Origin of the sequence: Nocardia sp. CDC159, from assembly GCF_023740735.1 — a bacterium.
GTDB classification, from domain to species: domain Bacteria; phylum Actinomycetota; class Actinomycetes; order Mycobacteriales; family Mycobacteriaceae; genus Nocardia; species Nocardia pulmonis.
The window spans coordinates 364179-388737 of the sequence record NZ_JAMRXH010000003.1 but is presented as its reverse complement, the minus strand read 5'-3'; the positions used below and the strand labels follow the sequence as shown (position 1 = coordinate 388737).

The following is a 24559-nucleotide window of genomic DNA, read 5'->3' as shown; positions in this document are numbered from 1 at the left end:
TCAGGACAGGATCGCGTTGAGTGCCTCGCCCCAGGTGGTGACCGCCTTGCCGACCTCGGTTCCGGTGGTCGCGGCCGTATTCAACGCGGCCAGGGCGGATTTGATCATGCCACGATTGCGTTTCTCGGGCGGCTGTTGCGCGTTCTGCGCCAGATACTCGACATTGTCGAGCAACTCCTGGCGGCGCTCGTCGTCCAATTGGCGATCGCTGAGCACCGCGCTGCCGATGGACTGCAACGCCTGGGCGACTTCGCCGTCACCGCGCTGAGCGATGGTGACGATATTGGAGTCGATATTGGTGATCGACTCGGCGAATTGGGGATTGTAGACCGTACCGCCGCTGATGGAGATGTTGATACCGCCTCGTCCGGACTGTCCGGACGCCTCCGCGTAGTCGCTCATATTCTCGCCCACCTTCGCCAGATAGTGTTTCGCCAGAGCCAGATAGGCCCGCAGCAGAGCCGTCGGATTCGCCACGAGCGGGCCCTCGGTGGCATCGATGCCCCCGACGATGTCCTGAAATTGTATGGCGAACAGGGGCCTTCGATCGGAAGGTACCGTCAGGTTCGCGAGGAGATCGCGCACCTCGTCGGCCCAGTGCCGGATGGCGGGTAGCGCATGCTCGCTCGCGCCCCGCGAGATGGTCAGCCGGTCGGCGTGATCGCGCTGCGCGGCGATCTGCTCGGCGAGGACCCGGGCATTGACGCCCCTGCGCGGTTGCGCGTGCCGAGGTGGGGCCGGAACGGTGGGCACCACGAGAACTGTTGTGGCGCGGGCCACTTGCTCGAGCCCGTAGGACAGATCGGCCAACCGGGCCGCGGTGGACCAGGCCGACTCGTCTGGGGATGGATAGGTCGGCAGCGGCCAGGCGCGGCGGATGGCGTCGGCGCAGCCGCGGGTGATCTGCTCGAACCGCCACGCTGTCTCGTACTCCCAGCGCAGGACGGAGGCGAGCGCCTCGCACGCCTGTGCCGCGCCGGTGGGTGCGGACGGGTCGTAGGCGGGCAGTTCTCGCAGGTACTGAGCTTGCCGCGCCGCCTCTTGCGACCAGTCGGCCGCATAGGCCCGCAGCCGCAGCGCGGCCGTCCGGTCCTCCGCCGCGATGATCCGATCGGCGCTGTCCCGATCCATCCGCTCATACTCGCATCGGAAACCGCGGGACGCCTGCGGAATTCATGCTTCGGGTGCGTGCCCGATGCCGTGGATCAGCAGCACCGGCCCGTGCGACCCGGCCGTGCGGTCCACCGCGATCTCCCGGTACTCGGGGGAGTCGGAGAAGGTGCGAAAAGCCCGCTCGTCGGGGAATTCCAGCAGCACCACCTTGTCGTGCTCCCAGCTGCCCTCCTCCACACTCGGCCGCTCGTCGGCAGCGAGCACCCGCCCCCCGAAGCGGTTCAGCACATCCAGGAATCGCGCCTGATAACGGCCGTAGCTGTCGCGGTCGGTGATGGTGAGCTGCGCGAGCGCGTAGACGGTCATGGCAACGACCCTAACGAGCGCCCGGCCGAATTACCGTGACCTATATGAGCGCCATGGACTACCAGCATCTGCTCGTCTCCCGCGACGGCGACACCGTACACATCACCATGAACCGGCCGGAGCGGCGCAACGCGCTCTCCGCCGAGCATCTGAGCGAACTGCTGACCGCGTTCCGTCGGGCGGGGGAGGGCGATGCGACCGGAATCGTGCTCGGCGGGGCCGGACCCGTATTCTCCGCCGGACACGATTTCGCGGATGTCGCCGCGCGATATCTGCTGGAGGTCCGCGAACTGCTGGCCTTGTGCACGGAGTTGATGTCGACCATCCAGTCCGTGCCGCAGGTGGTGATCGCGCGGGTGCACGGGCTGGCGACCGCGGCCGGATGTCAGCTGGTGGCCTCCTGCGATCTGGCGGTGGCCGCCGAATCGGCCGGATTCGCGCTGCCCGGCGGGAAGGGCGGCTGGTTCTGTCACACCCCGGCCGTGCCGGTGGCCCGCGCGGTGGGGCGCAAGCGGCTGATGGAGCTCGCGCTGACCGGCGATCCGATCGATGCGCGCACGGCCGAGCAGTGGGGGCTGATCAACCGCGCGGTACCCGACGCCGAATTGGATGCGGCCGTCGAGGAACTGCTGGGCCGGGCGACCCGGGGCAGCCGGGCGTCCAAGGCCCTGGGCAAGCGCACGCTCTACGCCCAGCTCGACCGTCCCGAGGCCGACGCGTACGCCATTGCCGTGGAGGTCATGGCCGCCGCCTCGCAGCTGCCCGGGGCACGCGAGGGGATGGCGGCGTTCCTGGAGAAGCGGCAGCCGATGTGGCCGGACTGAACTTACGCAAGCTTCCCTAAAATACCCTATTTGCTAGATTGGATAGGGAAGTTTAGAGTATAACCGTGAACGATCACCTGTATTCGGTCGAGGAGGTCGCCGACCGGCTCGGACTGCACGTCCGCACCATCCGCGGCTATGTGCGCAGTGGGCGCCTGCCCGCGGTTCGGATCGGCAAGCAATACCGGATCGCCGGGGCCGACCTCGAGGCGTTCACGGGTCGTCCCGTGCCCGAGACGCCCCGGGCGTCCGCCCGGCGGCAGCGGCACAGTGAGGTGTCGAGCATCGTCGAGATCGATGCGGTCGATCGCGCCACCGCCGACCGGCTCAGCAGTGTGCTGATGGGTGCGGCGGGCAGCCGTGGGCGCGACGAACGGCCGCTGCGGGTGCAGACCATCTACGACGAGGAGCGCGCCCGAATGAAGGTCGTGATCGTGGGCGGGCTCGGCGAGACCGCCCGATTGCTCGATTACATGGAAGGGGTGCTGGCGCCGTGAGTGCGATCTACAAGTCCGAGCGGGGTCGGGCGCTGATCCTCGACCGCTACCGGGAAGCGTTGCGCCAGTGGCCCGTCGCGGCCGAGCAGCTGCGCGTGCCGACCCGGGCGGGTGAGACGTTCGTCGTGGCGTCCGGCCCGGCCGCGGCGCCACCGCTGGTGCTGCTGCACGGCTCGAGTGCCAACGCGAGCACCTGGCGCGGCGATATCGCCCGCTGGGCAACCGATTTCCGGGTCTACGCGGTGGATATGGTGGGGGAGCCGGGACTGTCCGCTCGGGCCCGACCACGACTGGACTCCGAGGCGGTGGCGCTGTGGCTCGACGATGTGCTCGACGGGCTGGGCCTCACCGACACGGCCATCGGGGCGATCTCGCTGGGCGGCTGGGTGGGGTTGGATTACGCCATCCGTAGGCCGGACCGGGTCACCCGGCTGGCGCTGCTGTGCCCCGGCGGGGTCGGCAGGCAGCGCTTCGGCTTCCTCTGGAAACTGTTGCCGCTGCGGCTGTTCGGCCGCCGCGGGCTGCGCAGGTCCGCGGGCATCGTCACCGGGCTGACCGAGCCGCGGTTCGCGCCGGTGCTCGACGAGGTGGTCCTGATCGCCACCCACTTCCGGCCGCGCACCGAACGACTGCCGATCTTCACCGACGACCAGCTGCGGGGGCTGGCCATGCCGGTGCTGGTCGTCGTCGGCGGCCGCGACGTGATGTTCGACTCGGCCGAGACCGCCCGGCGGATGCGCGAGCTGGCACCGCGGGCGACCGTGCGGATGTTGCCGGAAATGGGGCATGCCGTCGTCGATCAGACCGAGACGATGGGGGAGTTCCTGCGCGCGGAATCCACCGTGGCCGAAGGGGTTCAGCGAGACGTCGGATAGTCCGCGCCGCCGATGTAGACCGTCGCGCCCGGCTCGACCGGCCCCGCGGTGGCGTCCGCGATGGCGGTGGCGAATTCGGTGACGGTGGGCAGCGGGCCGTGCTCAGTGCGCGCCGCGACCGCGTCCGGATCGCGGCGCGCCAGCAGGCGCACGATGATGGTGCCGTCGATCATATCGCCCGAGACGACGGTGAAACCGATTCCGCGCTCGGTGAATTCGGGGACCAGGGCGCGCAACGCGTCCTCGCCCGCGCGCTTGCTCGCCGCGATCGGCTCGTAGCCCGCGGGCACCGGCCTGCGGCCGTGGAAGTGCGCCTGGTGGCTGGTGACGAAGACGATGCGGCCGCCCGCGGGTAGCTGCGGCAATGCCGCACGCACCAGTCGCAGCTGCGCATCGCGATTGATGGTCATCGCGTAGTCGGGCGCCGCGCCGCGCTCGAGTCCGCCGGAGGCGTTGAGTACCAGCACGTCCAGCCGCCCGAACTCGGTCACGACATTCTCGATCAGTGTCGTCGCGGCCGTCGCATCGGCCAGATCCGCCCCCGCGATCGAGGCACTGCCGCCCGCGGCGACGATCTCGTCGACCAGTTCCTTTGCGCGCCTGCGCTTCTCGCGGTAGTTGACGACCACGTGATCGCCCCGGGCGGCCAGGATGCGCGCCGTCTGCGCGCCGATGCCGCGGGAGGCGCCGGTGACCAACGCGATTCGCCGTGAGCCCATATTTCATACCTCTCGAACGCTTCTGATTCAGAACCAACTATGGTAGTTCGAAATGAGAAGTGCAAGGGAATTGGGGGAACCACGCGGGGAGGAGCCGTCGCGCTCGGCGCGGCACGCGGCCATGGAGCTGCTGGGTCAGCGCTGGATGCTGCGCGTGGTCTGGGAGCTGGAACCGGGCGCGCTGGGTTTCCTGGAACTGCGCCGCCGCATGGGCAACTGCTCGTCGAGCATGCTCTCCGCGCGGCTGCACACCCTGCAGGACGCCGGGCTGGCGGTGAAGCGGCCGGACAAGTCCCACGAATTGACCCCTGCCGGAATGGAACTCGCCCGCGCCCTGCGCCCGCTGTGGGCGTGGTCGGACGACTGGCACGCCTCCGGTGCGGAGCGCCCCCGGCGGTGAGGGTGCGTTACCCTGCCACCACGATGGGACGGCTGACAGCGATGTGCGCGGGAGTGCTGCCGATCGGCGCTGCCCTGCTGATCACCGCCTGCGGCGAATCGCCCCCCGGCGGCCCCGCCCCCGCGGCAACCCCGGCGCACAATCCGATCGGTCCCGTGGAAGTAATCGACTGTTCCTTCCACCCGCCGGCCGTGCGCCCGCCCGAACTGATCCTCGCCTGCGCCGATCTGGGCCTGCGGATCGAACAGATCGACTGGAAATCCTGGACCGCCGACCGCGCCGAGGGCGACGGCATCGAACACGCCAACACCTGCAACCCGAACTGCGCCGCAGGCAATTTCGCCATCAGGCCGGTTCGTATCGTGCTGTCCGACCCCGTCGAGCCCGGCCACGTGTTCACCAAGGCCACCACCATTGACGCCGCCGGGGTCACGCGCACCCACCCGCTGGCGAAACGTTGAACGATTCTTTGCTGTAACTCCTGGTCGCATATATTGCTACACTGTTACCACGCTCACGCAGCAAACGGCAGCGATGTCGGTGTCGGCTAGACCAGGAGTACCGATGAAGTTACTTCCCATTCGGGCGCGCAATCGGACCATCGATCCGGGTGAGGTGGCGCTGCACGCGCGCAATGTGCACTTCGACTGGCAAGGCACACCCCTGCACTGGATGGCCGACGAGCCCATCGCCTCGCATGTGATCAATGCGCTCAATCTGCTGCTGCCCGAGGGCGAGCGGATGTTCTGTCAGGCGTTCTCCGAGGCGCTGCCGCTGGTCAAGGACGAGAAGCTGCGTGAGCAGATGCTCGGGTTCATCGGGCAGGAGTCCATGCACGCCGAGACCCACAACGGAGTGCTGGATCAGGTACTCGCCGCGCACGGCATCGATGTGGAACCCTATGTGCGCCAGATGGAATACCTGTTCCGCAAGAGTCTGGGGTCGCGCGAGCGGGAGACCGTGCGGGCGGAGTTCCAGGAGCTGGTCGAGCGGCTGGGCATGATCGCCACCCTGGAACACTTCTTCGCCTTCCTCGGCGACTGGGTGCTCAATGCGGATCTGGAGCGGTTCGGGGCCGACCCCAATGTCCTGGATCTGTTCCGCTGGCACGGGGCCGAGGAGGTCGAGCACCGCTTCGTGGCCCACGACGTGGCCGAATACTTCGACATCGGCTATGTGCGCCGCTGCGCGCTGATGCTGCTCGTCTTTCCGATCTTCCTGGCGCTGGTGGTGCGCGGCGCGAAATACCTGGTGCGCCAGGACGAGACGCTGCCGGATCTGGGTTATCCGCGGCTGATCCTGCGGGTGTTCGGCGCGATGTGGCGGGGCGCGCTGCCCGGCATTCCCTCGCTGCTGTGGAGCGCGCTGTCGGTGTTCAAGCCCGGTTACACCCCGGAAGCGGTCGGCTCGACCGCGCAGGCGGTGGCCTATCTGGCCAAGTCCCCGGCGGCCCGGGCGCTGGCGTCGTGACCGTACGACGCCACGCCCCGGCGCGGCTGCCCGACGACCTGTACGGAAAACCGCGGCAGGACAGGGCGATCCGGGTCTTCGACGCGATCGCGCAGACCCGGTTGCGCTGGTCGGCGCTGATCAACCGGCGGGATCCGGCGGGCCGGGTGGACGATCGGCGACTGACGCTCACCGTGGTCGAGCGGCGGGTGGAGGCCCGCGACACCGATGTGCTCAGCCTGCTGCTCACCGCGCCCGACGGCCGGGAACTCCCGGTGTGGCGGCCGGGCGCGCATCTGGACCTGGAATTGCCCTCGGGTCGGCTGCGTCAGTATTCGTTGTGCGGCGACCCGGCCGATCGGCACGGCTACCGCATCGCGGTGCGGCGCATCCCCGACGGTGGCGGCGGCTCGCTGGAGGTGCATCGGGCGCTACGGACCGGCGCCCGGGTGACCGTGCGCGGGCCGCGCAACGCCTTCCCGTTCGTGCTGCCGGGCTACGGATCACCCGCCGCCCGACTGCATTTCGTCGCCGGTGGCATCGGCATCACGCCGATCCTGCCGATGCTGCGAATGGCCGATCGGCTCGGCGTGGACTGGTCCATGGTCTACACCGGGCGCAGCCGCGACACCATCCCGTTCCTGGACGAGGTCGAGGGTTTCGGCGACCGCGTGACCGTGCGCACCGACGACGCGCACGGCCTGCCCACCGCCGCCGACCTGCTCGGCGGCGTGGGACCCGACACCGCCGTCTACTGCTGCGGCCCGGTGCCGATGACCGAGCTCATCGCCGCGGCGGTGCGCGAAATGCCCGGCGTGGAACTGCATTCCGAGCGGTTCTCCGCGCCGCCGGTGCGCGACGGCAAGCCGTTCACGATCGAGCTGGCTCGCACCGGCGAGGTGATCGAGGTGCCCGCCGACCGGTCGGCGCTGGAACAGGTGCTGCGTGTGCGCCCGGACACCGCCTACTCGTGTCGCCAGGGCTTCTGCCGGACGTGCCGGGTGCGGGTGCTGGCGGGCGAGGTGGAGCATCGCGATACCGTGCTGACCCCTGGCGAGCGCGCCGACGGCGACATGCTGATCTGCGTATCCCGCTGCGGCGGTGAGCGTTTGGTGCTGGATCTGTGAAGGAGAACAGTGTGACCGATCGGACCCTCGCCCCGGAGGCGGAGCGCATCGTCCGCAGCGGCGAATTCGACCTGGCCGTCTACGAATACGGTGACCCCGCCGCCGACACCGTGCTGCTGGTGCACGGCTGGCCCGACGATCACCATCTGTGGGACCGGGTGATTCCGTTGCTGGCCGACCGCTTTCACGTCGTGGCATACGACACTCGCGGGCACGGCCGCTCCACCCGCACCGACCGCACCGCCGACTACCGGCTCGACGGGTTCGCCGCCGACCTGTTCGCGGTCGCCGACGCGGTCAGCCCCGACCGGCCGGTGCACCTACTGGCCCACGACTGGGGTTCGGTGCAGGCCTGGGAGGCGGTGTGCGAGCCGCGTGCGACCGCGCGGATTGCGTCGTTCACCTCGGTGTCTGGGCCGAATCTCGATCACATGGGGAAGTGGTTCCGGGACAAGCTGTCTCGCGGTGCGGCCTGGGGGCCGTTCACGCAGCTGCTGTCGTCGACCTACACCTTCCTGTTCATGACGCCGGGGGTGCCGCGGGTGGTGCTGCGGCCGCTGTCGGCGCAGCGGATGTGGCAGCGGTTCGTCGGGCTGATGAACGAGACCGCGCCGGACAATGTGCGGCTGGGGCCGACCTTCCGCGAGGACTTCTTCGACGGTATGCGGATCTACCGCGCCAATATCTTGCCGCGGATGCTCAATCCGCGCGAGCGGCGCACCGAGGTGCCGGTGCAGCTGATCATCGCCCGCCGCGATGTGGCCGTGCGCCCGGCCGGTTACGAGGATTCGCAGCGCTGGGCGCCGCGGCTGTGGCGGCGCGAGATCGCGGGCGGGCACTGGCTGCCGTTCTCCCATCCGGAGCTGTTGGCCACGGCCACCGCGGAATTCGCGCGGTCGGTGGCGGGCGGTGAGGCGCCGCGCACGCTGCGCCGCGCCGAGGTGGGCCGCGATCGCCAGCGGTTCGAGGACCATCTGGTGGTGATCACCGGCGGCGGCAGCGGGATCGGCCGGGAGACCGCGCTGGCCTTCGCGCGCCGCGGCGCGGAGATCGTGCTGTCCGATATCAACCTGGACGCGGCCAAGGAGACCGCCGAACTCGTCGCGGCGCAGGGCGGGGTGGCGCACGCCTACGCCGTCGACGTCGCCGACGAGGCGGCCGTGGCCGAACACGCGGCCGCGGTCGTCGCCGCGCACGGGGTACCCGACATCCTGATCAACAATGCGGGCATCGGCCAGGCGGGCGACTTCTTCGACACCCCCGCCGCCGATTTCGACCGGGTGCTGCGGGTGAATCTGGGCGGAGTGGTCAACGGCTGCCGCACCTTCGGTGCCGCGATGGCCGAGCGCGGCCTGGGCGGGCATATCGTCAATCTGTCGAGCATGGCCGCCTACACTCCGCAGCGCGGCTTCAGCGCCTACTCGACCAGCAAATCCGCGGTGTTCATGTTCTCCGACTGCCTGCGCGCCGAGCTGGCGGGCAAGGGCATCGGCGTGCACACCGTCTGCCCCGGCATTGTGCACACCAATATCGTTGCCACCACCAAGTTCTCGGGCGTATCCGCCGAGGAGGAGGCCGCCCGGCAGGCCAGGTACGACAACCTCTACCGATTGCGCGCCTACGGCCCGGAGAAGGTCGCCGAGCAGATCGTGCGCGCCGTCGAACACGACCGCGCGATCGTCCCGGTGACCCCGGAGTCGCACCTGCAGTACCACTTCCACCGCCTGGCCCCGGCCCTGCACCGGTTCTTCGCGGCCCGGGTCAAGCTGACCTAGGCTCCGGCCGCATCGGTGGCTACGTCGTGGACGCCGATGCGGCCGAATCCTTTTCGTCGGAGTCGCGGGTGGACCAGAGGCTGGTGAAGGTCACCACGGCCAGGGTGACCACGATGACGCCCAGCGAGGCGAGGGTGGGAATCTCCGGGACGCCGTCCCAGAGGTCGTGGGCCCAGTGCAGGACCAGTTTGACGCCGATGAAGGCGAGGATCACGGCCAGGCCGTAGGCCAGGTGCACCAGTCGCGACAGCGCGGCCTGCAGCACGAAGTACAGGGCGCGCAGGCCGAGCAGGGCGAACGCGTTGGTGGCGAAGACCAGGTACGGGTCGCCGGTGACGCCGTAGACCGCGGGCACCGAGTCGACCGCGAAGACCACATCGGTCGCCATGACCGCGGTGACCACCAGGGCCAGCGGGGTGAGGGCGCGTCGGCCCGCCTCGCGCACGGTCATCTGGGTGCCGTGGTAGTCGTCGGTGACCGGCATCAGCTTGCGCATCAGGCGCACCGAGCGCATCCGGGAGATGTCGACCTTCTGCTCCTCGCCGCGCACCGCGTCGACCAGCAATTTGATCGCGGTGACCAGCAGGATCGCGCCGAACAGCAGGAACGCCCAGTCCAGCGAGGCCAGTGCGGCCGCGCCCAGTGCGATGAACACCCCGCGCAGCACCAGCGCGCCCACGATGCCGAACAGCAGCACCCGCTGGGCCAGCGCCGCGGGCACCGCGAACGCCGACAGCAGCAGCATGAATACGAACAGGTTGTCCACCGACAGTGACTTCTCCAGCAGATAGCCGGTGAAGAATTCGGTGGCGGGCGTTCCGCCGTAGCCCGCCCAGATCACCAGGCCGAACGCGACCGGCAGCGCCAGATAGAAGACCGTCCAGCCGAGCGCCTCGCGCATCGAGACCTCGTGCGGGCGGCGGGTGACCACGAAATCCAGCGCCAGCAGCGCCAGCACACCCACGATCGTCGCCGCCCACAGCCAGGGCGAGCCGATGGTGTCCAGAGGTGCGGCGGAAAGGTACGTGGTCACAAGTCTCCTCGGGTACGACGAAAAACCCGAGGTCTCCTTCACCCGAATTCGGGCGGCCACCCGGGGATTCCGACGGCGGAATCCGTACTGACCGGCATGGCACTTGGGAAGTACTCCCCTCGGGCGCCAGGATAGCGAAATTTTTGCTCCTCGGCCAATCGAAGGATGGGCTTGACCTGAACATAAGTTGAGGTTGGAGGCTGGGGCGGTACTCGATGCCGAAGGGAAGTTGGGCGAACATGCGTGCGGTCGAAGTGAAATCGTTCGGGGGGCCGGAGGTGCTGGCGATCAGCGAGGTGCCGGACCCCGAGCCGGGTCCGGGCGAGGTGGTGGTGGATGTCGCGGCGGCGGATGTGATGTTTCTCGACACCCGCCTGCGCAGCGGCTGGGGGCTGGACTTCTTTCCGGTCGAGCCGCCCTATGTGCCCGGCGGCGCGGTGGCCGGAGTGGTGTCGGCGGTCGGGCCCGGGGTCGATCCGGACTGGGTCGGCAAACGGGTGGCGACGCGGACCGCCGCCAGTGGGATCGGGGGCGGCCTGCCGATCGGGGGATATGCCGAGCGGGCCCTGGCGCGGGCCGATTCGCTCGACGAACTGCCCACGGGGCTGGATTTCGTGCGCGCTGCGGCGCTGGTGCACGACGGGCGCACCGCGCTGGCGGTGGCCCAGCGGGCCGAGCCGCGCGCGGGTGAGTGGGTGCTGATCACCGCCGCGGGCGGGGGACTCGGCACCCTGCTGATTCAGCTGGCCCGCGCGGCCGGGTCCCGGGTGATCGCCGCGGCGCGGGGTGCGGCGAAGCTCGACCTGGCCCGGCGGCTGGGCGCGAACGAGGTGGTCGACTACGACGAATCCGGTTGGGCCGATCAGGTTCTCGAACTGAGCGGCGGAGACGGGGTGCAGGTGGTCCTGGACGGGGCGGGCGGCCGGATCGGCAGCGACGCCCTGGGCGCGCTGTCGCCCGGTGGGCGCTTCCTCGGCTACGGCAACGCCGCGGGCGGATTCGCCGAGTTCGATACCGAAGCCGCGGCGGCGCAGGGCATTACGGTGGTCTCGCTGATGGATCTCACGGCCTCGGTCGGGGACTGGCCCGCCCTCGGGCGCCGGGCCCAGGCCGAGGTCGCCGCCGACCGGTTGGAAGTGGTTGTGGGCCAGACCTTCCCGCTGGGCGAGGCGGCCGCCGCCCACGCCGCCATGGAGGCGCGCACGGCCGTGGGGCGCACGATCCTGACCGTATGACCTAACGCGGGGTCAGCACCACCACCGGGATGGGCCGGGTGGTCATCTTCTGGTACTGCGTGTACCGCCCGCGATTCACCTTGTCCACCAACGCCCACCGGCGCGCGTATTCCGGATCGTCGGGATACGTGACCCGGGCCGTCACCGCGATCCGCCGTCGCCCCACCTGAATCTCGCTGTCCGGCGCGGACTTCAGATTCGCCAGCCACCCCGGCGGTCGCGGTGACCCCCCGTTCGACGCGGTGACCAAATAGTCCTTCCCGTCCCGCGCGTAGGTCAGCGCATTGGTCCTGGGCTGCCCGGTCTTGCGCCCGACGGTACGCAACAGCAGCGTCGGATTCCCCAGCAATATCCGATGCCCCACCAGCCCCCCGGACTTCTCGTACACCCACTGATGCACCCGCAGTACATTCGCGAACAGACTCACCGCACGCTCCTCCCGTCTCGTACTCGGCCCTCGCCCGACACACTATCCGTAACCCCCGGTCCGAGTAGGCGAAGCCACACCCCACCCGGTAGCATCGCTCCAGCCCGCAGCGTGCGGTCGGGGGCGGTAGCTCAGTCGGTTAGAGCCGCGGACTCATAATCCGTTGGTCGTGGGTTCGAGCCCCACCCGCCCCACAAAACGCCGCTCACCAGGGTAAATGCTGGCGGGTTTGAGAGGTGTCGATCCGGGACAGCACTTGTCGAGCTCTATATCTTGCGGGTGCCGTCGTACGGTACGACCTCGGATCTGGACGACATTCGGGAGCCTGCAGCAGTTCTTCAAATGTCTTGCAGCAGAATAGGTCATTCACTGTCCGACCGAACAACAACAGGTCCGGCGGTCCGGCAACCGCTCGGAAAAATCCGCACCGATCCGTTCGATGTCATCACTCACCACGATCTCCGCCCGATCTTTGCATCCCGAGTGGGTGAACCTGCGGCGATGTCGGCCATGAGCACGAGCTGGCTGGCCGGTGCCGAAAACGTGAGTGCTACTTCATGTTCAGCGGCTAGCGGAAAATAGTCATATGCGAGTGGGGGTTGCGGTCGGCTAGGGTCGGGTCATCCCGAGGGGCCCCGGGGATATCGAAATATCACTCGAATTCTCTGGAGGAATTGTGTCCGATCGTTCGGACGTCGTCGTCATCGGTGGCGGGATATTTGGGTGCAGTATGGCTTTGCACTTGGTCGAGGCAGGGGCGGGAAGTGTTCGGCTGGTCGAACGGGATGGGCTCTTTCAGGGCACCAGTGCGGCCGGGGCGGGATTTCTGGCCAGTTGGACGCCGCTCGAGGCGGAGCAGGCGGTGACCGCCTACGGGCTGGACTACTACGGCGGGCTGCAGGCCGAGGGGCATGACATCGACCTGCGGAGCAACGGCATCTTGTGGTTGGACCTGCGGGCGTCCTCGTGGGCGGAGATCAGCGCGAACCACGAGCAGGAGGGTGGGTCGGCCACCGTGCTGGACGCCGCGGCGGTCGAGGCGCTGACCCATGGGGTCGTGCGGGGCGATGGGGTGCGCGGTGGGTTGTTCGAACCCGGCGGTGCGCAGGTGTTCGCGCCGAAGGTGGGGGCGGCCCTCGCCGAGCGGCTGCGTCGGCACCCGGGTGTGGTCGACACGCGACGACCGGTGACCGGGCTGCGCACCCGCGGCGGGCGAATCGTCGGCGTCGAGACCACCCGCGGGACGATCGGATGTGATGCCGTCGTCGTCGCCGCGGGGGCGTGGAGCAACGAACTCCTCGGTTCGCTCGGCATCTTCCTGCCCAGCGCGCCCCAGATCACCTCGCGAATCATCACCGAGAACCTCGACCTGCCCAGTACCCTGCCCGCGCTGTTCCTGTCGGGCCTGGTTCCCGAGGATCCCGACGGCGGAACGCTGCTGTGGGTGCGCTGGCACGACGGTGGCCTGCTCTGGGGCGGCGCCTACGAAACCTATCCGCGCAACGTCCTGCTGGACGCCGCGAAGCCGGAACGACTCGACGAGATCCCCTATGACGGTGTGCGGGAACTGCTTCGCGTGGCCGGGCGTGCCGAGGCCACCATGCCGGTCCTGGCTCGACGGTCGAGTATCAGCGTCAAACACGGCGCGCCCTGCTACACCCCCGATTGGCGGGCGCTGATCGGGCCGGTCGCCGCGGTCGACGGGCTCCACGTTCTGGTCGGGGACAACGAGGCCGGGATCACCCACGGCCCGGGTTACGCGAAGGTCCTCACCGACATCCTCCTGCACGGCACCAGCGACCTGACCCCCGCCGACGACTGGAATCCGAACCGCTTCGGCGATCGGTACCCCACCGAAAAGTCCGTCATCGAGGCCTACCTCGAATACCAGAAGTCCCTCACCGTCGGATAGCTCGAACGGCAGAACCCGGTGCCGACGATCAGCGCGGCACCGGGTTTGCCGGTCGACACGGGTCAGGCGGTCTCCGCGCCCGATTCCCGCTGGACGATCAGCGCCACGTGCAGCCGCGACGGACAATCGAGCCGCGACATCACCTGTCTGAGGTGGTTGACGACGGTCCATTCCGCGATCCCCAGGTGGCTGGCGATCATCCGGTTGGTCATTCCCCGCGCCACCAGGACCGCCACCTCGCGCTGCCGGTTGGTGAGTAGCGCCAACGGCGAACGGGATTCGGGCGGGCGGGTTTGACGGTGAAGCATCGGATCCATCGAAAACACTCGCTTTCAGCTGCGAAAATGTCGGGCGCTCAGCGCAGATGTAAACCCCGACAATCGAATTGCATGCCCCACATTCCGATTCGAGGATATTTGAAATCTAGGTCGCGATGTTTGTGATCATGGGCTTGCCGTATTGTCATCTCCGGCTCGCGTCGGCGCCTTCCAACCCCTTCCGCGAATTGACGAACAATCACCATTCGGGCCCCCCGATGGTGTTCGCGCGATGACTCGTAATGCTTGTCTCGCTGCGAGGGTTGATCTTGCCGTATGGCGTGTGGAACCGCCCGGCAATGTGATTCAAGTCACATAATGGTGACATCATGCCACTTCGGCATCGGACCAGGTGGCCCGGTTCTGCGGAGTCTTTGCCAAAAACCTTGCCCGGCACGGCTTCTCATGTTCGCGCGGCGGGGCCGATTGTTTGCTGGATTCCGCTGGGGGAATTGATCTTCCGCGTTCCGGTCGGTGTCGAGGCCCCGAAACGCCACGTGTTCGGACAATTGAACGGCGTTCGGGTTCGGTTGTGCCACACCGGGATCGAACCCGGGCAGTGCAGTTGACGTGTCCCCTGTCGGTGGCTGCGCCGGCGCGGTGAGGCTCCGGCGCGGGACGGAATCGGGCCGAATGGCCCGATATTGTTCTACAACCCCTTTTTCGAAATGTCGATAGCAAGTATCTGCCGGTCGAATATCTGAATGGCCGAGCCGATTCGCCTTGCGTTTCTCTCCGAAGCCGGAAAGACTTTTCGGGTGCGCATCGGGATCGTCGGAGGGGGACCCCGCGGTCTGAGCGTCTTCGAGCGGATCTGCGCGAATGCGCGGCGCGGCGGGGAGCGCGGCGGAATCGAGATCTACCTGGTCGACTCCACCCGCGTGGGGACGGGTGCGGTCTGGCGGACCGATCAATCCCGGCAGCTGCTGATGAATACGGTCGCGGCCCAGGTCACCATCTTCACCGACGAGAGCGTCACGATGGACGGGCCGGTCGAGCCCGGGCCGAGCCTGTTCGAATGGGCGAACTTCCTGGTGAAGATCGGGGGCGTGGCCGAGGTACCCGAGCAGGTGCTGGCCGAGGCGCGCCACCTCGGCCCCGACACCTATCCGACCCGGTCCTTCTACGGCCACTACCTGCGCTGGGCCTATGAGCGCACCCGCGACCGGTATGCGCGCTGGGTGCGCGCGCACGAGCTCACCGCGACGGTCATCGATCTGCGCGACGGCCCGGGCGGACTACAGGAACTGGTGCTCGACGACGGCGAGCGCATCGGTGACCTGCACGCGGTCGTGCTCGCGCAGGGGCATGTGCCGCTGCGGCATTCGGCCGATGCGAGCGGGATCGCCCGGGCGGCCGAGGAATTCGGGCTGAGCTATATCGCCCCGGGCAATGCCGCCGATGTCGACCTCGACCGGGTGCCCGCACACGCCCCCACCATCGTGCGCGGCCTGGGACTGACCTTCTTCGACTACATGGCGCTGCTGACTGTCGGTCGCGGTGGCAGTTTCAAGGAGTCGCAGGCGGCCGGGGGCCTGGAATACATTGCCTCCGGTCGGGAACCGCTGATCGTAGCCGGTTGCAGGCGCGGGGTGCCGCATCACGCGCGCGGGGAGAATCAGAAGGGCGTCGACGGCAGGCATGTTCCGACGCTGCTGGATTCGGCTCGCATCGCCGCCCTGCGCGAGCGGGCGCGCCGCTTCGGCGATGTCGATTTCCGCCGCGATGTCTGGCCGCTGGTCGCCCGGGAGGTGGAGGCGGTCTACTACACCCGGTTGATCTCCGACCGGATCAGCCCCGTCGAGCAACGCTGGTTCCGCCGCCGCTACCTCGACGCGCCGACCGCCCGCGATACGCGGATCCTGCTGGCGGAGTACGGCATCGAGCGCGATCGCTGGTGGAACTGGTCGATCATCGCCGACCCCATCGGCGGCCGCCGCTTCGACGATCCCGCGCAATTTCACCGCTGGCTGCTCGACTATCTCGACGCCGATGTCCGCCATGCCAGGCTGGGCAATGTGGCCGGTCCGGTGAAGTCGGCCCTGGACGTGCTGCGGGATCTGCGCAACGAGGTCCGGTTGATCGTCGATCACGGCGGCATCACCGGCAGCTCCTATCGCGACGACCTCGACGGCTGGTACACCCCGTTGAACGCCTTCCTCTCGATCGGCCCGCCCGCCGAACGCATCGCCGAGCTGGCCGCCCTGATCCGGGCCGATATCGTGCGTATCGTCGGCCCGGGTATGCGCGTGCGGATCGAGGACGGCCGGTTCGTCACCGATTCGCCGCTGGTGGCCGGGTCCACCGTCACCGCGAGCGTGCTCGTCGACGCCTGGCTGCCCGAACCGGATCTGCGCACCACCGGCGACGCCCTGCTGCGTAATCTACTGCGGCGCGGGGAAATCGACGGTTTCGCCATCGCCGACCCCGGCGGCGACCGCTACCGTACCGGTGGGCTCACGGTCGCCCCGGATTCGCATGCGATCGTCGACGCGGCGGGTGTGGTCCATCCGCGCCGGTTCGCGCTGGGCGTGCCGACCGAATCCGTGCACTGGGTGACCGCGGCGGGCCCGCGGCCCTGCGTGGACTCGGTGACCCTGGCCGACAGCGACCGGGTCGCCCGCGTCATTCTGCAGCGAAGGGACTGAAAGCTCATGGTGGTGGTCGACAAGGGTCTGCTCGCACCGGTGCGGGCGGGCGTGCCGGTGGAGCGGCTGGTGTCCGACGACGCCTGGCTCGAGGCCATGGTCGAGGTCGAACTCGCCCTGGCGCGGGCCCAGGCGCGGCTGGGCATCATCCCGGCTGAGGCGGTCGGGCGGATCAGCACGGCCGTGCGCGAGCACCGCTGGGATACCCGGGCGATCGCCGAGGCCGCGCGCGGGGCGGCGAATCCTGTGGTGGCCTTCGTCCAGCAGCTGCATCGCGCGGTGGCCGAGGTCGATCCGACCGCCGCCGATCAGGTGCACTGGGGATCGACCAGCCAGGACATCCTCGACACCGCCACCATGCTCATCGCCGCGCGGGCGCTGTCGGCGATCATCGCCGATGTGGAGGCGACGGTGGACGCGCTGGGGCGGCTGGCCCGCGAGCACCGCGACACCCCGGTCGCCGCCCGCACGCTGGGCATGCACGCCGTGCCGACCACCTTCGGGGCCAGGGTCGCGGTCTGGATGCAGGGCCTGCTCGACGCCCGTGACCGGCTGCGCCGGGTCCGCGATCACGGGCTGCCGGTCCAATTGGGCGGCGCGGCGGGCACTTCGGCCTCCTATGTGGAGTGCGCGCGCGGCAGCGGTGGCGAGCTGGCCACCGCGCCCGCCGCGCAGATCTACACCCGACTGAGCGACGAATTCGCCGCGGAGCTGTCCCTCGCCCCGATCGACGCGCCCTGGCACAGCGTGCGCACCCCGATCGCCGATCTGGCCGCTGTGCTGGCCCTGACCTCCGGCGCGTTGGGCAAGTTCGCGGTCGACGTGATCGCGCAGTCGCGCACCGAGGTCAGGGAGGTCGCCGAGCCCGGCGCGGCCGGTCGCGGGGAATCCTCGGCCATGCCCCAGAAGCGCAATCCGGTGCTCAGCACCCTGATCCGCGCGGCCGCGCTGCAGGTGCCCGCCCTGTCGTCCACGCTGTACGCGGCCATGCTCGCCGAGGACGAGCGCTCGCCCGGGGCCTGGCACGCCGAATGGCAGCCGCTGCGCGAATGTCTGCTGCTGGTCGGCGGCAGTGCGCACACCGCGGCCGAGCTGGCCGCGGGACTGACCGCCGACTCCGGCCGCATGGGCCGGGTGCTGGCGCTGAGCCGGGGCCAGGTGGTGTCGGAGCGGTTGTCGATCCGGCTGATTCCGCTGCTCGGGCGGACGGAGGCGAAGAAGGCCCTGCAGTCGGCCGCCTTCGAGGCCGAGGCGCGGGGCCGCTCGCTGGCGGAGGTGCTGGCGGAGAATCCGGCGGTGCGACGGCATTTCGATCCCGATCAGCTCGCGCGGCTGCTGCGGCCGGAGGAGTATCTCGGGGTGGCGCCGGACCTCGTCGACCGCGTGCTCGGCCGGGCCTAGGCGATACTCTACGGGTGAGTAGTAGTGGTGCGCGGGCGCGCGAGATCGAGGAGTCGAGCGAATTCGATCGGTTGCGGCCACTGCTGTTCACCGTCGCCTACCAGATTCTCGGCAGTGCGGCCGATGCGGAGGACGTGCTGCAGGACAGCTATCTGCGCTGGCGCGAGGTCGATCCGGACGGGGTGCGAAATCAGCGGACCTATCTGGTGCAGATCGTGGCGCGCCAAGCGCTCAATCACCTGCGCTCGGCGCGCCGCCGCCGCGAGGACTACATCGGCAGCTGGCTGCCCGAACCGATTCGCACCGAGCACGACGCCAGCCACGATGTCCTGCTGGCCGAATCGGTCTCGATGGCCATGCTGCTCGTGCTGGAGACGCTCGGCCCGGCCGAGCGGGCGGTCTTCGTGCTGTCGGAGGTGTTCGGCCACAGCCTGGTCGAGATCGCCGACATGATCGGCAAATCCGATGCCACCGTCCGGCAGATCGCGCATCGGGCGCGCAAACACGTGCAGGAGCGGCGCAAGCGTTTCCAGCCCGATTCCGATACCAGCCGGGCGGTGACCGGCCGGTTCCTGGCGGCCGCGCGCACCGGCGATGTGCGGACCCTGATGGAGGTGCTCGCGCCCGATGTCGTGCAGATCTCCGATGGCGGCGGCAAGGTCGTCGTGGCCGGGCGTCCGCTCACCGGCGCCGCGGAGGTCGCCCGATTCGCGGCCGGGCTGATCCAGACCAGGCTCACCGGCATGCGGTTCGAATTGGGCAGCTACAACGCGCTTCCGGCGATTCTGTTGCGGTCCGGCGACGACGACCGGCTGGACTCGGTGGTGCTGATCGAGGTGGCGGGGGAGCGCATCACCGGGCTGTACGCTGTCCGCAATCCCGACAAGCTGCGCACGGCCGAGCGGCTGCGCCCGCTCGCGCGGGATGCGGTGTGAGGTAGGACATAGCGGGCGGCTGTCACGTTCGCCCGGGCGAGCGGTGTCCCAAGGGTGTCGAACCGGATGGGGTGACCGACTCGCCGGAGGGGAGGGCCGGTCACCCCCTGAGATAAGGAGTCTTGTCATGAGGGCCGTCATCGTGTGTGTCTCGGTATCGCACGGCAATACCCGGCGGGTCGCCGAGGTCATGGGGCAGGTGCTGGGGGCCGCCGTGGTCGAGCCCGAGCAGATCGACCCCGCCGACCTCGCCACCTACGATCTGGTGGGCTTCGGTTCCGGGGTCTTCAATATGAATCTCCATCCGCGGCTGCGCCGGTTCGTGCGGTCGCTGCCGGAAGGGCAGCGGCACAAGGCGTTCGTCTTCACCTCGAGCGGATTTCCCGAACCGCCGTTCCGGCGCTATCTGCGCGCGTTCGCCCGGCTGGTGGGCAGCAAGGGCTTCGAGGTGGTCGGCAGCTTCTCCTGCCGCGGATTGGACACCTGGGCGCCGTTCAAGCCGTTCGGCGGGGTCAAGAAGGGTCGCCCCGATGTCGCCGATTTCGCCGCCGCGCAGCGGTTCGCCGAGGGCCTGCGCGCCCGGCTCACCGCCACGGCCTGAGTTGTCGGTCCGCGCTTCTACGATGGCCGGGTGACCGAACGATTGCATGTGGTGCCGTCCCGTTTCGTGGTCGAGCATATGGCGCAGTCGACGTTCCCGGAGGACGACGAATGGATCGCCCTGGTCCGCGCCCCGGAGGGGCTGACCGTGGTGCGCGAGGCGCCGCCATGGGAGGAAGGAGAGGTCTGGATCGGCTTCTACGGCGGCGCCGAACGCGGGCCGCGGCGGCCGGATACGCTCACCGCGGTGGCGAATCCGCTGGCGGAGCAGGGTATTCCGGTCTTCGTCGCCTCCACCTACCACGCCGATCTGGTACTGGTGCCGGAATCGAGCCGCTCGGACGCCGCGGAGGCACTGCGCGCGAACGGATTCGACATCCGCCCATAACCGCACGCGCCGCTGGGCGGTGAGCGGGCCGCCGCCAACACCGCGACCGCGAGGACGATGGCGGCCACCGCGGCCAGCCCGAATCGTGCGGTTACCCCTTGCCCGATCTCCCGGCTCGGCGAGGGCATTCGGCCGTCGCCGAGCCGGGCGGGGCTCAGCCGACCGCCGATTCGGCGGCGGCCGACGCGTGCGCAGACAGCACGAACTGCAGATCGCCGCGGCGGGCCACCGACAGCTTGCGGTAGACGCGGGTCAGGTGCTGCTCCACCGTGCTGGTCGTGATGGCCAGGGATTCGGCGATATCGCGGTTGCGCTTGCCGAGCGCGGCCAGTTCCGCGACCCGGCGTTCGGCCGGGCTGAGGGTTTCCACGCTGCCCGCGGTCACCCGGACCCGCTGCGTCGGTGCGGTGGGAGCCGGGGGACGGTCGCCGCGCAGCCGCCGTACCAGCGCCCCGGATCCGCAGGACTCGGCCAGCCGAACCGCCTCGCGCAGCAGCGGGCGGGCCTTGTCGGCATCGCCGATGGTGCGGTGGGCGCGACCCAATTCGGTCAGGGCCGTGGCCAATTCGTGGTCGTCGCCGCCCGCTCGGGCCACCGCCACCGCGCGCCGCAGCAGCAGCACTCGGCGATGAGCGTCACCGGTCGCGGCGAGCAGCCGCAGCGAGGTGGCCCCGGTGCGATGGCGGTCGGCCCCGCCGATCAGCTCCAGGTGCATGGTGGCCAGCGCCTGGGCCCGCCGCCGATCCCCGAGTTCGAGGTAGGCGGCGGCCAGATCGTTGCGCCAGGGCACCAGCCAGGCGAAGTCCAGATGCCACTGGCGCATCAGGTTGCCGCACTGGCGGAACTGCCGCAGCGCCTCGTCGGGCCGCCCGACCGCCAGGCAGTGATGGCCCCAGGCGTGCAGATACGGTAGGGCGAAACGGGATTCGAACATGGCCCGCGGCACCGGACGGCCCAGCTGCGCGGCCGCCTCGGTGTGGCGGCCCTGTGCCGTCAGCGCCCGCACCAGCACCGCGATCGGTCGGCCCACCCACACCCCGAGGTGCTCGGCGGGCACGAGATTCAATGCGAGCGTGGCATTGTCGATCGCGCCGGTGAGATTCCCCTTGCGCAGCAACGTGTCGGCGCGCAGCGCGGCGAACACCGAACGCCAGGTCGGCGCGCGGCGGGCCTGCGCCTCGGCCAGCAGCGAGGTGCACCAGGCGTCGGCGGTGTCGAGCCGATCGCCGTGTATCAGGCAGTCCACGGCCGCGACCAGGGCCTCCACGGTCGTCACTGCCAACCGGTGCCCGGCCAGGATGCGCTGGGCCAGACCGGCGATCTCGGCCGGTGGATGCTGCACCGACAGGGCGGCCAGCAGATCCGCCGACTGCCGATGCGGTGAGCGCCGGTCGAAGGCCGCCCGCCCGCCCTCGCCGATGCGGGTGGAGAACAGCCGTCTGTGCCGCTCGACGTGGGTGGGGTGGGTGTAGCGCAGCCAGGCGCACAGGAAATCCACCGCCGGATCGACGATCCGGTGCGGTCCCCGGTCCAGCCGGGCCAGCGCCTGATCGGCATGCTGGGTGTGACCGTGCCACAGCATGTGCAGCACCGCCGTGGGCAGTTCGGTATCGGGGACCCGGCCGGTGTACAGCGCGGCCTTCAGGCGCGCGAAGTTACGGGTGCGGGTGGACGGGTTGACGCGGCGTTCGACCGAAACCAGCCGGGTGGCGATGGCGGCGCGGCCGCTGGCCCGTCGGCTCGCGCGATAGGCCAGTTCCAAACGCTGTGCCGCGCCGTCGATATCGTCGTGCACCAGCGCCTCGTCGGCGGCCTCCACCAGTACCTGTGCGGCCCAGGTGCTGCGCGCGTCGCCCGCGGCGACCAGCTGTGCGGCCACCGCCGAGGCCGGAAAATCGTTGCGATACAAGACCTCCGCGGCGCGGGTGTGCCAGTGCACGCGCTCGTCGGCGGACAGCTCGCGCAACAGGCGGGCCGCGAGGGACGCGGGATACAACCGCTGTCCCTCCACGACGCCCATGGCGGTCAGTTCGCCGATTATCTCGCGCACGGATTCCGGATCCGTCTCCAGCAGTGCCGCCACGAATTCGGCGTCGGCTGCGGCGCCCAGCACCGCCATTGCCTGAGCGACCCGATGGCGCACCCGATCGGCGGCCAATACGGCCGCCAGGCTGTCGCCGTCCGTCCGGGGTGGACGGACCTGGTGGGGTTCGTGTGGACCGATGACGACCGCTGCCCGGCCTCGGTCCCGAGCGACCGACCGTTGCATGCTCGTTGTCCCTTCGTCGATCTGATGTGCCCCGACTGAAGGGGTGCGTCTCGACCGTGACGCGGTCGAGCTTGGGAAGCGGCATCGTTGCAGCTGTGTGCGTCGCGGGACACACGGGAATTCAGCCGGTGCACAACGGTTTTCGTCCGGCCGCCTAGGTGCATCCCACCACCGCAGACGACGGCCTGTCGCGTGAATTATGCTACATGTCAAGCTGTTTCGCGCACAGATTGGCATCAATGCCGACCGGCGCGATTGGGCATGGACGATATGTGATGCAAGCCGCTACGTCGCCGTCCACGGCCAGGAACAGCACCGGCCGGGTGTCGTCGACGAGTCCGGCGGCCTGTGCGGCCAGGTAGGCGTGCACGGGGGCGGCGGTGTAGGGATCGCCCAGCGCCGGGTCGACGCCCGCGATGGCATCGGGCGGCGCACCCAGTCGCTTTGCCAGGCGGCTGGCGAAATCCGTTGCGGGAGCGGGGGCGAGCAGTAGGGCGCCGGTCGGCGTGAGCTCCAGGTGTTCCTCCGCCAGGCAGCGGGTGACCACCTCGGCCGCGGCCGACAGCGGATCGCCGCCGGGGCGCACCGTCACCGCCCGCCGCCCCTCGGTACCCGCCGCGGCGAGATCCACCCAGGCGGCGGGTCGCGGACACTCGGCCGAAACCTGTTGCAGTTCACCGAATCCCCCGCTGTCGGGATCGCTGCGCAGCACCATCGCCGCGCCGGTGGCGGTGTACGGGAAGCCGTCGACGCCGCGTTCGGTGGATGGGTGGGCATCACCGGAGAGGACCAGGGCGTACTCGATGTCACCGAGCTCGAGAAAACATTGCGCGGCCATCAGCGCGTGCACCATCCCGGTGCCGCCGTTCATCAGATCGAAGGAGAAGGCCGGGATGTCGCCGGTCCGATACTCCAGGCCCACTTCCAGCCGCTTCTGCACCAGCGCGGCCACGGCCGGTTCGGAGATGTTCTGGTCGCGGAACACCCCGGCGTTGAGCACCAGGCCGATTTGGTCCGGTGTCAGCGCGGCACGGGCCAGGCAGGCGCGCCCGGCGCGGGTGGCCAGATCGAAATAGCTGCCGGTGTCGGGGTCGGCGCAGGCGGCGGCGGAAACGATTGTGGCAGACATGCTTTCACGCCTCCAATCGGGAAATGGTCGCGGCCAGATGTCCGGACACCACACCGGATGCCTCCGGTACGAGTAGCACCTTCGAGCCCTTCGGAATCGCTTGTCGCGCAAGATGTTCGTGCAGCACCAGGAAGTGCGATGTGGAGGCGGTGTTGCCGAATTCGTCTAAAACGTTGAGTGCCTGCGGCATCGGGGTCCGGAAGTGGCGCTCGGTGAGCTGGCTGATGTATTCGATCGCCGGGCCGGAAAATTGATGATGTATCCAGTAATCGAATTTTTCGTTCTCCCAGTCGAGTCCGCGCTCGGCGAGGAAATCGGCCATGCGGGTGATGCCCTGCAGATAACGCGATTCGCTGGCGAGCGCGCGATTGTCGGTGTACATGGCGATGCCGGTGGTCCGCTCGCTGGGCATGCCCAGGCAGTGCTCGGCCCCGGCGGCGGTCGTCATCAGCTCGACGTAGTGGATCTGATCGTCGTCGTCGCCGCGGTCGTCGACGATTACCGCGACGGCGGCGTCGCCCACGGTCAGCGCCGCGAACTGCGGATCGTAGGGCTGGCTGATCTCGCGGGCCGCGGTCTCGGCGATGGGGGTGATCTGCTCGCCGCTGACCACGATGCCGTTGCGCACCACCCCCGCCCGGATCATCCGATCCAGCAGCATGACGCCGGTGATCATGCCCGCGCAGGCATTGGACACGTCCAGGTGCAGGGCCCGCTCGGCGCCCATCGCCGCGCGCAGCATGGTCGCGAAAGCCGGTGCGTAGCAGAAGAAGTCCGGTCCGCGAAAGCGGGTGATGGAGGCGGAGATCACCACGTCCAGTTCCTCGGCCCGGTAGTCGGAATGGGACAGGCAGTCGTCGACGGCGGCCAGTGCCAGCTCGAACGAGGATTCGTAGCGCTGCGGATCGCGGGAGTGCACGTGCCGGTTGCGGATGCCGGTGATGCGTTCGAGGTCCAGCGATCTGGGCATGGAAAGTGCGCCGATCACCTCGTCGGTCGAACGGACCTCGCTGGGCGTGTAGGCGCCGATCGATTCGAAACGTGTACGCATGGGCCCCCTACTCTCTTGGATGAAAATTCGATTCGGACCGAATCCGATTGCGAAGAAAAGGTATTGCGT

General features: G+C 69.1%; 24 protein-coding genes and 1 tRNA gene. 16 read left to right on the top strand and 9 right to left on the bottom strand.

The features are described from left to right. Nucleotides 1–1131 (bottom strand): hypothetical protein, encoded by a 1131-nt coding sequence (locus NDR87_RS08760; RefSeq protein ID WP_251910624.1) that lies wholly within the window; start codon nucleotides 1129–1131, stop codon nucleotides 1–3. Nucleotides 1132–1173: 42 nt separating this feature from the next. Further along, nucleotides 1174–1479, bottom strand: a complete 306-nt coding sequence (locus NDR87_RS08755; protein WP_251910623.1) for a DUF1330 domain-containing protein — start codon at nucleotides 1477–1479, stop codon at nucleotides 1174–1176. A 44-nt stretch (nucleotides 1480–1523) separates the two neighbouring features. Here NDR87_RS08755 and NDR87_RS08750 point away from each other — a divergent pair, with 44 nt between their 5' ends. From NDR87_RS08750 to NDR87_RS08740, 3 genes are all read left to right on the top strand, one after another. Then, entirely contained in the window at nucleotides 1524–2303 is a 780-nt protein-coding gene (locus NDR87_RS08750; protein WP_251910622.1) for an enoyl-CoA hydratase-related protein, read from the top strand. Nucleotides 2304–2368: 65 nt separating this feature from the next. Further along, a complete protein-coding gene (locus NDR87_RS08745) occupies nucleotides 2369–2800 on the top strand; it encodes a helix-turn-helix domain-containing protein (protein ID WP_251910621.1) in 432 nt (143 codons plus the stop codon). Beyond that, the gene (locus tag NDR87_RS08740) at nucleotides 2797–3675 is read left to right on the top strand and encodes an alpha/beta fold hydrolase (RefSeq protein WP_251910620.1); all 879 of its coding nucleotides are present in this window, start codon (nucleotides 2797–2799) and stop codon (nucleotides 3673–3675) included. The genes NDR87_RS08745 and NDR87_RS08740 overlap by 4 nt, the downstream gene beginning before the upstream one ends. Here the strand turns inward: NDR87_RS08740 and NDR87_RS08735 are convergent. Beyond that, nucleotides 3657–4394, bottom strand: coding sequence for an SDR family oxidoreductase (locus NDR87_RS08735; protein ID WP_251910619.1), 738 nt, complete (start codon nucleotides 4392–4394; stop codon nucleotides 3657–3659). The two genes, NDR87_RS08740 and NDR87_RS08735, sit on opposite strands and share 19 nt — an antisense overlap. A 52-nt stretch (nucleotides 4395–4446) precedes the next feature. On the opposite strand from NDR87_RS08735, the gene NDR87_RS08730 reads away from it, so the two are divergent. The 5 genes from NDR87_RS08730 (at nucleotide 4447) to NDR87_RS08710 (ending at nucleotide 9145) form a co-directional block, all read left to right on the top strand. After that, nucleotides 4447–4794: a helix-turn-helix domain-containing protein gene (locus NDR87_RS08730; RefSeq protein WP_251910618.1), complete on the top strand. Its 348-nt coding sequence runs from the start codon at nucleotides 4447–4449 to the stop codon at nucleotides 4792–4794. Nucleotides 4795–4847: 53 nt separating this feature from the next. Next, the gene (locus NDR87_RS08725; RefSeq protein WP_251910617.1) at nucleotides 4848–5255 is read left to right on the top strand and encodes a hypothetical protein; all 408 of its coding nucleotides are present in this window, start codon (nucleotides 4848–4850) and stop codon (nucleotides 5253–5255) included. A 103-nt stretch (nucleotides 5256–5358) separates the two neighbouring features. Next, nucleotides 5359–6264 carry a metal-dependent hydrolase gene (locus tag NDR87_RS08720; protein WP_251910616.1) on the top strand — a complete coding sequence of 302 codons (906 nt, stop codon included), beginning with the start codon at nucleotides 5359–5361 and terminating at the stop codon, nucleotides 6262–6264. Further along, complete coding sequence (locus NDR87_RS08715) at nucleotides 6261–7370, top strand: PDR/VanB family oxidoreductase (protein WP_251910615.1); 1110 nt, start codon at nucleotides 6261–6263, stop codon at nucleotides 7368–7370. The genes NDR87_RS08720 and NDR87_RS08715 overlap by 4 nt, the downstream gene beginning before the upstream one ends. Nucleotides 7371–7381: 11 nt before the next feature. Next, nucleotides 7382–9145 carry an SDR family oxidoreductase gene (locus NDR87_RS08710; RefSeq protein WP_251910614.1) on the top strand — a complete coding sequence of 588 codons (1764 nt, stop codon included), beginning with the start codon at nucleotides 7382–7384 and terminating at the stop codon, nucleotides 9143–9145. A gap of 19 nt (nucleotides 9146–9164) precedes the next feature. On the opposite strand, the gene NDR87_RS08705 is transcribed toward NDR87_RS08710, so the two are convergent. After that, complete coding sequence (locus NDR87_RS08705) at nucleotides 9165–10178, bottom strand: TerC family protein (RefSeq protein WP_251910613.1); 1014 nt, start codon at nucleotides 10176–10178, stop codon at nucleotides 9165–9167. 239 nt (nucleotides 10179–10417) lie between these two features. Here NDR87_RS08705 and NDR87_RS08700 point away from each other — a divergent pair, with 239 nt between their 5' ends. Then, nucleotides 10418–11413 (top strand): zinc-binding dehydrogenase, encoded by a 996-nt coding sequence (locus NDR87_RS08700; RefSeq protein ID WP_251910612.1) that lies wholly within the window; start codon nucleotides 10418–10420, stop codon nucleotides 11411–11413. 1 nt (nucleotide 11414) lies between these two features. Here the strand turns inward: NDR87_RS08700 and NDR87_RS08695 are convergent, their stop codons facing one another. After that, nucleotides 11415–11840 carry a nitroreductase family deazaflavin-dependent oxidoreductase gene (locus NDR87_RS08695; RefSeq protein WP_251910611.1) on the bottom strand — a complete coding sequence of 142 codons (426 nt, stop codon included), beginning with the start codon at nucleotides 11838–11840 and terminating at the stop codon, nucleotides 11415–11417. Nucleotides 11841–11960: 120 nt separating this feature from the next. On the opposite strand from NDR87_RS08695, the gene NDR87_RS08690 reads away from it, so the two are divergent. Together NDR87_RS08690 and NDR87_RS08685 are read left to right on the top strand one after the other, a co-directional pair. Next, nucleotides 11961–12034, top strand: a tRNA-Ile gene (locus NDR87_RS08690). Nucleotides 12035–12516: 482 nt separating this feature from the next. After that, nucleotides 12517–13752 carry an FAD-binding oxidoreductase gene (locus NDR87_RS08685; RefSeq protein ID WP_308212066.1) on the top strand — a complete coding sequence of 412 codons (1236 nt, stop codon included), beginning with the start codon at nucleotides 12517–12519 and terminating at the stop codon, nucleotides 13750–13752. 62 nt (nucleotides 13753–13814) lie between these two features. Here NDR87_RS08685 and NDR87_RS08680 read toward each other — a convergent pair whose 3' ends face one another. After that, nucleotides 13815–14060, bottom strand: coding sequence for a helix-turn-helix transcriptional regulator (locus NDR87_RS08680; protein ID WP_251910609.1), 246 nt, complete (start codon nucleotides 14058–14060; stop codon nucleotides 13815–13817). Between the two features lie 767 nt (nucleotides 14061–14827). On the opposite strand from NDR87_RS08680, the gene NDR87_RS08675 reads away from it, so the two are divergent. The 5 genes from NDR87_RS08675 (at nucleotide 14828) to NDR87_RS08655 (ending at nucleotide 20041) form a co-directional block, all read left to right on the top strand. Further along, complete coding sequence (locus tag NDR87_RS08675; RefSeq protein ID WP_251910608.1) at nucleotides 14828–16717, top strand: FAD/NAD(P)-binding protein; 1890 nt, start codon at nucleotides 14828–14830, stop codon at nucleotides 16715–16717. Between the two features lie 6 nt (nucleotides 16718–16723). Beyond that, a complete protein-coding gene (gene pcaB, locus NDR87_RS08670; RefSeq protein WP_251910607.1) occupies nucleotides 16724–18118 on the top strand; it encodes a 3-carboxy-cis,cis-muconate cycloisomerase in 1395 nt (464 codons plus the stop codon). A 14-nt stretch (nucleotides 18119–18132) separates the two neighbouring features. Beyond that, entirely contained in the window at nucleotides 18133–19053 is a 921-nt protein-coding gene (locus tag NDR87_RS08665; RefSeq protein WP_251910606.1) for an RNA polymerase sigma-70 factor, read from the top strand. Nucleotides 19054–19180: 127 nt separating this feature from the next. Further along, a complete protein-coding gene (locus tag NDR87_RS08660) occupies nucleotides 19181–19654 on the top strand; it encodes a flavodoxin family protein (protein WP_251910605.1) in 474 nt (157 codons plus the stop codon). Nucleotides 19655–19684: 30 nt separating this feature from the next. Further along, a complete protein-coding gene (locus NDR87_RS08655; protein WP_251910604.1) occupies nucleotides 19685–20041 on the top strand; it encodes an ACT domain-containing protein in 357 nt (118 codons plus the stop codon). Nucleotides 20042–20195: 154 nt separating this feature from the next. Here the strand turns inward: NDR87_RS08655 and NDR87_RS08650 are convergent, their stop codons facing one another. The 3 genes from NDR87_RS08650 to NDR87_RS08640 all read right to left on the bottom strand — a co-directional run bounded on the left by NDR87_RS08650 (nucleotide 20196) and on the right by NDR87_RS08640 (nucleotide 24490). Continuing rightward, nucleotides 20196–22310, bottom strand: a complete 2115-nt coding sequence (locus NDR87_RS08650) for a LuxR family transcriptional regulator (protein WP_251910603.1) — start codon at nucleotides 22308–22310, stop codon at nucleotides 20196–20198. A 202-nt stretch (nucleotides 22311–22512) separates the two neighbouring features. Continuing rightward, the gene (locus NDR87_RS08645) at nucleotides 22513–23439 is read right to left on the bottom strand and encodes a hypothetical protein (protein ID WP_251910602.1); all 927 of its coding nucleotides are present in this window, start codon (nucleotides 23437–23439) and stop codon (nucleotides 22513–22515) included. Nucleotides 23440–23443: 4 nt separating this feature from the next. Further along, the gene (locus tag NDR87_RS08640) at nucleotides 23444–24490 is read right to left on the bottom strand and encodes a 3-oxoacyl-ACP synthase III family protein (protein WP_251910601.1); all 1047 of its coding nucleotides are present in this window, start codon (nucleotides 24488–24490) and stop codon (nucleotides 23444–23446) included. Nucleotides 24491–24559 lie beyond the last annotated feature (69 nt).

What these genes read in the sequence shown, in the direction of transcription:
- NDR87_RS08760 (WP_251910624.1), bottom strand. Translation starts at nt 1,131, where the DNA reads ATGGATCGGGACAGCGCCGATCGGATCATCGCGGCGGAGGACCGGACG.
- NDR87_RS08755 (WP_251910623.1), bottom strand. Translation starts at nt 1,479, where the DNA reads ATGACCGTCTACGCGCTCGCGCAGCTCACCATCACCGACCGCGACAGC.
- NDR87_RS08750 (WP_251910622.1), top strand. Translation starts at nt 1,524, where the DNA reads ATGAGCGCCATGGACTACCAGCATCTGCTCGTCTCCCGCGACGGCGAC.
- NDR87_RS08735 (WP_251910619.1), bottom strand. Translation starts at nt 4,394, where the DNA reads ATGGGCTCACGGCGAATCGCGTTGGTCACCGGCGCCTCCCGCGGCATC.
- NDR87_RS08730 (WP_251910618.1), top strand. Translation starts at nt 4,447, where the DNA reads ATGAGAAGTGCAAGGGAATTGGGGGAACCACGCGGGGAGGAGCCGTCG.
- NDR87_RS08720 (WP_251910616.1), top strand. Translation starts at nt 5,359, where the DNA reads ATGAAGTTACTTCCCATTCGGGCGCGCAATCGGACCATCGATCCGGGT.
- NDR87_RS08700 (WP_251910612.1), top strand. Translation starts at nt 10,418, where the DNA reads ATGCGTGCGGTCGAAGTGAAATCGTTCGGGGGGCCGGAGGTGCTGGCG.
- NDR87_RS08680 (WP_251910609.1), bottom strand. Translation starts at nt 14,060, where the DNA reads ATGCTTCACCGTCAAACCCGCCCGCCCGAATCCCGTTCGCCGTTGGCG.
- pcaB (WP_251910607.1), top strand. Translation starts at nt 16,724, where the DNA reads ATGGTGGTGGTCGACAAGGGTCTGCTCGCACCGGTGCGGGCGGGCGTG.
- NDR87_RS08660 (WP_251910605.1), top strand. Translation starts at nt 19,181, where the DNA reads ATGAGGGCCGTCATCGTGTGTGTCTCGGTATCGCACGGCAATACCCGG.
- NDR87_RS08650 (WP_251910603.1), bottom strand. Translation starts at nt 22,310, where the DNA reads ATGCAACGGTCGGTCGCTCGGGACCGAGGCCGGGCAGCGGTCGTCATC.
- NDR87_RS08645 (WP_251910602.1), bottom strand. Translation starts at nt 23,439, where the DNA reads ATGTCTGCCACAATCGTTTCCGCCGCCGCCTGCGCCGACCCCGACACC.
- NDR87_RS08640 (WP_251910601.1), bottom strand. Translation starts at nt 24,490, where the DNA reads ATGCGTACACGTTTCGAATCGATCGGCGCCTACACGCCCAGCGAGGTC.